This is a genomic window from Cryomorphaceae bacterium, from assembly GCA_007695365.1.
Classification (GTDB): Bacteria; Bacteroidota; Bacteroidia; order Flavobacteriales_D; family SKUL01; genus SKUL01.
In genome coordinates, this window is record REDV01000091.1 from 22569 (window position 1) to 29362 (window position 6794).

At 52.8% G+C, this 6794-nt stretch carries 6 protein-coding genes; 5 read left to right on the forward strand and 1 reads right to left on the reverse strand.

Annotation, left to right across the window (positions count from 1 at the left end):
• Positions 1-3 precede the first annotated feature (3 nt).
• Together EA392_08685 and EA392_08690 are read left to right on the forward strand one after the other, a co-directional pair.
• The gene (locus EA392_08685; GenBank protein TVR38753.1) at positions 4-1257 is read left to right on the forward strand and encodes a hypothetical protein; all 1254 of its coding nucleotides are present in this window, start codon (positions 4-6) and stop codon (positions 1255-1257) included.
• Between the two features lie 47 nt (positions 1258-1304).
• A complete protein-coding gene (locus tag EA392_08690) occupies positions 1305-1601 on the forward strand; it encodes a hypothetical protein (protein TVR38754.1) in 297 nt (98 codons plus the stop codon).
• Between the two features lie 12 nt (positions 1602-1613).
• On the opposite strand, the gene EA392_08695 is transcribed toward EA392_08690, so the two are convergent.
• The gene (locus tag EA392_08695) at positions 1614-1925 is read right to left on the reverse strand and encodes a hypothetical protein (GenBank protein ID TVR38755.1); all 312 of its coding nucleotides are present in this window, start codon (positions 1923-1925) and stop codon (positions 1614-1616) included.
• On the opposite strand from EA392_08695, the gene EA392_08700 reads away from it, so the two are divergent.
• The 3 genes from EA392_08700 to EA392_08710 all read left to right on the forward strand — a co-directional run.
• A complete protein-coding gene (locus EA392_08700; GenBank protein ID TVR38756.1) occupies positions 1924-2946 on the forward strand; it encodes a gliding motility-associated C-terminal domain-containing protein in 1023 nt (340 codons plus the stop codon). The genes EA392_08695 and EA392_08700 overlap by 2 nt on opposite strands.
• Positions 2943-3875 (forward strand): type IX secretion system membrane protein PorP/SprF, encoded by a 933-nt coding sequence (locus tag EA392_08705; protein ID TVR38757.1) that lies wholly within the window; start codon positions 2943-2945, stop codon positions 3873-3875. Before EA392_08700 ends, EA392_08705 begins: the two co-directional genes overlap by 4 nt.
• Before the next feature lie 20 nt (positions 3876-3895).
• A partial coding sequence (locus EA392_08710) for a hypothetical protein (protein TVR38758.1) occupies positions 3896-6794 on the forward strand: 2899 nt, incomplete at its 3' end.

Below are 6794 nucleotides of genomic sequence, written 5' to 3' on the forward strand. Positions count from 1 at the left end.
TGAATGCTGAAGCTTCTTAACGGTTGTCTGTTTTTCACCCTTGCGGCCATCATGGTTGCGTGTGGCCCAGGGGATGCACCACCGGTGAACACCGTTGCTGAGGAACAGGAAACCATGCTGCCCGAGCCCAATGTGGCCTTTGGCTTCAACCTGGATTCTTTTCTGGTGGTGCAGGGCGAAATAGCGCGCAACCAATACCTTGCGGATATTCTGCTTCCCAGGCATGTAAGCTATCCGGAAATTGACCGCGTGGTGCGCAATGCCCGCGATATATTTGATGTTCGGAAAATCAACGCCGGAAAATCATACACCCTTCTTTGCACACCCGATAGCCTCGAGCGCGCATGCTACTTCATTTACCAGCCCGACCTGGTCAATTATGTGGTGTATGAGTTACAAGACTCAATGCGCGTGTACAAGGGCAAAAAGCCGGTTGAGTTGCGTGAAAACACCTTTGAGGGAGTCATCGAGTCATCGCTTTACCTCACCCTCGACAAAGGAGGCGTTAACCCTGAGCTGGCTCTGCAACTGGCATCCCTGTATGCGTGGACCATCGATTTTTACCGCATTCAGAAAGGAGACAGGGTAAAGGTTGTTTTCACCGAGAAATACGTGGACGATGAGCGCGCCGGTTTGGGAGAAGTGATTGCTTCCAATTTTGAGCACAACGGAAAAGATTTTCTGGCCTTTCGGTTTGTGCAGGACAGTATTCCGGATTATTTCGATGAAGAAGGAAACAGTTTGCGCAAAGCTTTCCTTAAGATGCCGCTCAAGTACGGGCGCTTAACCAGCGGCTATACGCAGCGTCGTTTTCACCCTGTACAGAAGCGCTTCAAGGCTCATCTCGGAACGGATTACGCGGCCCCTACCGGTACACCCATCCTGGCGGTGGGAGATGGAGTGGTGGTTGAATCTGCCTTTAAGCAGTACAATGGTAACTACGTAAAAATACGACACAACAGCACGTACAGCACTCAGTACCTGCATATGAGCAAGAGAATGGTGAAAGCGGGCGAGTACGTGCGACAGGGGCAGACCATAGGTTTGGTGGGAAGTACGGGTTTGGCAACCGGGCCGCACGTTTGTTTCCGTTTCTGGAAAAACGGCCAGCAGGTAGATCACCGAAGAGAAGAATTTCCGCCTTCTGAACCCATCACTCCCGAAAACATGGTGCGGTTTCAGCAACATATACAAGAGCTTAAGCCGAGGGTGGAATGGATGCCCGCCGAAGATTCTCTGGTAGCAGGTGCCGATTGAGGCAACCCCCGCCAATTGCTGCGTTATAGGCATACCAATCATTATTCATGTACGCAATCTTCGACGCCGAATCAAACATGCCATCGCAATACGCGATTGCTGTGGATGTCCACCCAACGGACAACGCGTTGCTGATTAACATGGACTTTGAACACCCTCTTGAACTGGAAGTTGACCTCCGCGATCACAAACGCAACTCACTGTATGCAGACTGCCAAAACCATGACTCAGGAGCATACCGATTGGAGCTGCCGAGTTTTGAGGTTTCTTCCTACACCCTTCGATTTTCAGAATCCTCAGGTAAATTTTACCGGGTCTTTCGCATTATGAAGGCTTTTTGTTGACACTCCTTGCTATTAACCAACCAGAAAAAGGGGTTCCGCTTGCGGGGCCTTTTTTTTTGACTGTTTGAGCGCGTGATGGTCGTCGCACGATGCTTTTGTGCGGCATGTAAAACAGGTAAGGCTTTTACGGAGTGCTTCTTCGTTAAACAAAGCCAAAAGGTGGAGTGCTTTAAGTGGTTCGTCGAAAAAACACGCCTTCATTTGCCCGTGCTGACCTAATCCCTGTACCTTGCTTTTGGTTTTCACAGGATTGTGTGCATAAATAGGCAATGCCGCTCCTGCCAAGGCCGTTAAATGGGTAACTTTATCCCAATTGAAGCACATGAAACGATACTTGTTTGCAGGCTTGATTGTGTCGCTGTTAGCACCTCTTTCCGGGTGGGGGCAGGGATGTAATTCGCCGCTGAGCATCTGTCAATCCGACGGTTCTGCGCCGTACAACACCTACGAAGGAACCCTTACCCCGCTGCCCGGAGATTTTTGCTTTGCTCCGGTCAATATCATCTTTATTGCTTTTAACACGCTATCTCAGGATTACATTACTTCGGCCGGCGTGAATTTTCAGGGTAATGCCCAAATCCAGATTTCAGGACTCAACTGCGATACCACCCAATTCGGTACAGTTGCCATATCTGCAGGAGTTGCCGCCGCGGGTAACCCGTGTATCGCCAACTCATACGGCCCCGCTATAGATTGTGTGCCGCCCACACTAGATGACAATCTTACACTCACGCTCTCCGGCCTGCTGCCCGATACCACCTACTATCTCATCATCAACACAGAGGTCATTGAAAACTCCACGGCCTTTAATTGTGACTTCGATGTGCAGATTACAGGGCCAGCCGTGCAGTACAACCTCGGGGCTACAGCCACGCCTCAAACCATTATCAACGGACAAACATCCACCCTTAATGCCAACAGTGGCTTTAACAATTATGAGTGGTCTGGCGGGGATCTTGCAGAGCCCACTGAGGGGCAGAGTATTGGAGTATCACCGGATGTGGAAGCAGGAGATTTTGTGTACACCGTAACCGCTGATGTGGACGGCTGCGAACAGTCTGCTCAGGTGCTGGTGACTGTTCAAATCCCCATCACAGTGTTCAACACGTTTACGCCCAACGGCGATGGCTTTAACGATCAGTGGATTATTCAGGGAATAGACCGCTTCCCGGATGCCGAGGTGCTGGTTTATAGTCGCTGGGGTCAGTTGGTGTACCGATCAAGAAACTTTACCGGGTGGGACGGCGGCAACCTACCCACCGCGGTGTATTATTACGTGATTGATTTAAACCCGTTGGGCTTTGATACCCGACCCATAACAGGATCTGTAACCCTTGTCCGATGAGAGTATTTCTCGTATGTGCATTCGTGTTGGTGGCACCGGTTGTGATAGCACAGCAAATTGGGCAATACACGCATTTTCCCTTCAATTACTTTCACCTTAACCCAGCCGTTGCGGGTACCACCAAATGTCCGGATATCAGGTTGGGTTACCGCCATCAGTGGCTGGGTTTTGAAAACGACCCGCGCACGGCTTTCGCCAGTGTTCATGGCTCATTGGGCGGTAAAAACAAGTTGAACAAGAGCAAGCACGGAATAGGCGCATTTGTAGAGGCTGATCAAACCGGACCGCTCAGCAGAACGGCGCTGTACTTCGCCTATGCTTATCACTTTCAATTCAACAGAAGGTGGATGATGTCGTTTGGAGCCTTTGTAGGCTTTCAGCAATACCGATTCAATGTGAACGATGCGTTTGTGCCTGATCCGGGTGACCCTGTGCTGGCCTCCTCCATGGCTGCGTTTATCGCTCCCGACATCACCCCGGGGGTTTATTTTTACGATGAGAGCTGGACGTTTGGTATCTCCATGCAACACGCTATTGGCAACCGAATCAACAGCCTTGGTGAAGAGTCAACACTACGTCGCCATTTTGCGCTCATGGCAAGCAAACAGTTTGGTGACTCCGACAAATTTACCTACACACCGGCCATGCTGTTTCGGGTAGCGGCAGGCTCAGTTCCGGCACTCGACCTCAATATGATGGTTGAATACAAGCAGGTGATTGGCCTGGGACTGGCCTATCGCAATGGCGATGCCGTAGCGGCCTTAATGCGGGTGAACTTCTTGAAGTACTTCGCCCTGGCCTACGCATTTGATTTAACAACCTCCAGAATACGAGTAGCAAGTGCCAACACACATGAAATCACCCTCGGGATCTCCGTTTGTACCAAAGACCGGGTTCAAGGGCGTATACCTTGTGCGGCATACAGATAACCAACCTATAGAGCGCGTCTATGACGGCGAAAAAAGTTTTTGTGGGATTGATAACTGCTCTGCTGTTGCAGTCGGCAGGCTTGTTTGCTCAAAGCGATAGCCAGGCCTGGGAAGGAGCCGACCCTCAACAGCGATCCGGGGGTTGTCCGTTTTTTGATCTCACACCCAACCCAACACCACCAACCTGCAACGGTTTTTCGGACGGAATCGCGGCCGTGAATGTATCCGGTGGAGTAGGCCCCTTTACCTACCTCTGGGTAGGCGGCCCTACCACGCCAACATGGCCCAACGTAGACGCCGGTACCTACACCGTGATTGTGTTTGACCAGGGGCAAGGCGGGGCACCGTGCAATATCGATGTGTTTGTGAACGAACCCGGTCCGTTGGTGGTCTTCGCCATGAATGCTACGCCACCTACCTGTTTTGGCGCCTGCAATGGCTCCGCATTTCCCATTGTGATTGGCGGTAATGGAGGCTACTCATACTCGTGGGACAGCGGAGAATCGGGCTTCAGCGCAAATCAGCTTTGTAACCCCTTTACCCTTACGGTTACCGATCAGGCTGGATGTGTGCTCGACACCACCTACACCTTTGTGAATGAGCCAGAAGACATTGTTATTACCGCCGATACCGCGGATGTCACATGCCATGGCGACAATGACGGTTCCATCTCCATCTCCGTTGAAGGGGGTATCCCCGGATATACATACAGCTGGACAGGACCCGGTGGGTTTTCATCTTCCAGTCAGGATATTACTGGCTTGTCACCCGGAACCTACACCGTGCTTGTGGTTGATGAAAACAACTGCGAAGCCACCGCTTCGTTCACCATCGAAGAGCCTGAGCCCATTGAAGTGACCGCCGATATTACGGACAACCTCTGTGCAGGGGAAAGTGAAGGAGCCATAGATCTCAGCATCACAGGAGGAACACCTCCCTATGATGTAACCTGGACCGGTCCCAATGGATTTACATCCAACCAGGAAAATATTGACAACCTGGAATCCGGGGCTTACAATCTCGAACTGACCGATGCCGCAGGTTGTGGGTTCACCGCCACCTTTACTGTGAGTGAGCCTGATCCCATCGACATTGAACTTTCGGCCGATGACGTGTCGTGCTTTGGGCTCAACGATGGCACTATTGACGCTACCTTGACCGGAGGCACACCGGATTACAGTTTTGCCTGGACCGGTCCCGGAGGATTCACCGCCACAACCGAAAGCATCAGCAACCTTGCACCCGGAAGTTACACGCTCGCGGTAACCGATGCCAGCGGCTGTGAAGGCCTTCAAACGATTGAAATCGCCGAACCCGATCCGCTGGATATCAGTGCCGACGTGGTTGACATAACCTGCAACGGCGCAGCCGACGGCGCGATTGTGCTGGCGGTAGAAGGCGGCACCCCCGGCTACACCTACAGCTGGGCGGGGCCTGGTGGCTTTGGTTCAACCAACCAGAACCTCACAGGCTTGCAAGCCGGAACCTACGTAGTGACCGTAACCGATGCCAACGGATGCGAGGCCAGTGAGGCCTTTACCATCAACGAGCCCGCTATGATCGAAATCGCCGGCGACATTAGCGACAACCTCTGCGCGGAAGACGAGGAAGGGGCCATTACCATCGAAATTTCCGGAGGAACCCCCGACTACACCATCTCATGGACCGGCCCCAACGGGTTCACGTCCATCGAAAGCAGTATCACCAACCTCGCTTCGGGGAGCTATGCCGTTGTTGTAACAGATGCCAACAACTGTGAGCAGGCCGCTGTGTTTGCCGTGTCAGAGCCTGCTCCCATAGAACTCACGCTTACGCCCTCAGAGCTGACCTGCCCCGACGATACCGACGGAAGCATCACCCTCGAAGTTTCGGGAGGAACCCCTGAATATAGCTTTGCGTGGTCGGGCCCAGACGGCTTTAGCTCCGCCAATCAAAACCTCACAGGGCTTGCCCAGGGGGAGTACGCCGTGGTAGTGACCGACGCCAATGGCTGCGAGCAGAGCGCAAGCACGGAAATTCTTGCTACCGATACGATGCTTCCCGAAGCTACCATCACACCCATTGCCTGTGCAGGGGAGGAAACAGGAAGCATTGCCGTGGTGGTCAGTGGTGGAACACCCGATTATCAGTTTAACTGGTCGGGCCCCAATGGCTTTAGCTCCAACAATGCCAATATTTCGAACCTCGCTGCGGGTAACTACGTGCTGATCATCACCGACGCCAACGAGTGCACCACCCAACTGGAAGTATCGCTGGATGAACCGCCACTTCTGGAACTGGATGCAACCGTTCAGGACCTGACTTGTCCTGGCCTGGAAGACGGAAGCATTGAACTGAATATCACCGGAGGCACTGCGCCCTACGAAGTGCTCTGGAGTGGCCCCGATGGTTTCAGCGCTACGGATACTCAGCTAAACGGCTTGTCAGAAGGCACCTATGTCGTGGTGGTTGCCGATTCACTGGGTTGTACCGAAGAGGCCAGCTTTACGCTCGAAACCGGTCCCGGCCCCGAGGTGTCCGCAGTGGTGACCAACGCCAATTGCGCAACCGATGATGACGGCTCTATCGAAACCGAAGTAACGGGAGGTACGCCGCCTTACACCTATAGCTGGACGGGCCCCGATGGCTTTGTCTCCGATCAGGCCGATTTATTTGGGCTCAGCTCAGGCTTATATGAACTCACGCTCACCGATTCGGCCGGGTGTGTGACCGAAGTAAGTTACACCATCAACAATCCAAGCCCGATTGAAATCTCAGGAACCGTTACCGACATCCTCTGTGCTGGCGAAAACAACGGCGCCATTAACATTGAGATTACCGGCGATACTGGGCCCATTACCATTGTTTGGAGCGGCCCCGATGGCTTTTCATCCAATGACCAGAATATCGCCAATCTCGCCCCGGGCACCTATACGGTGG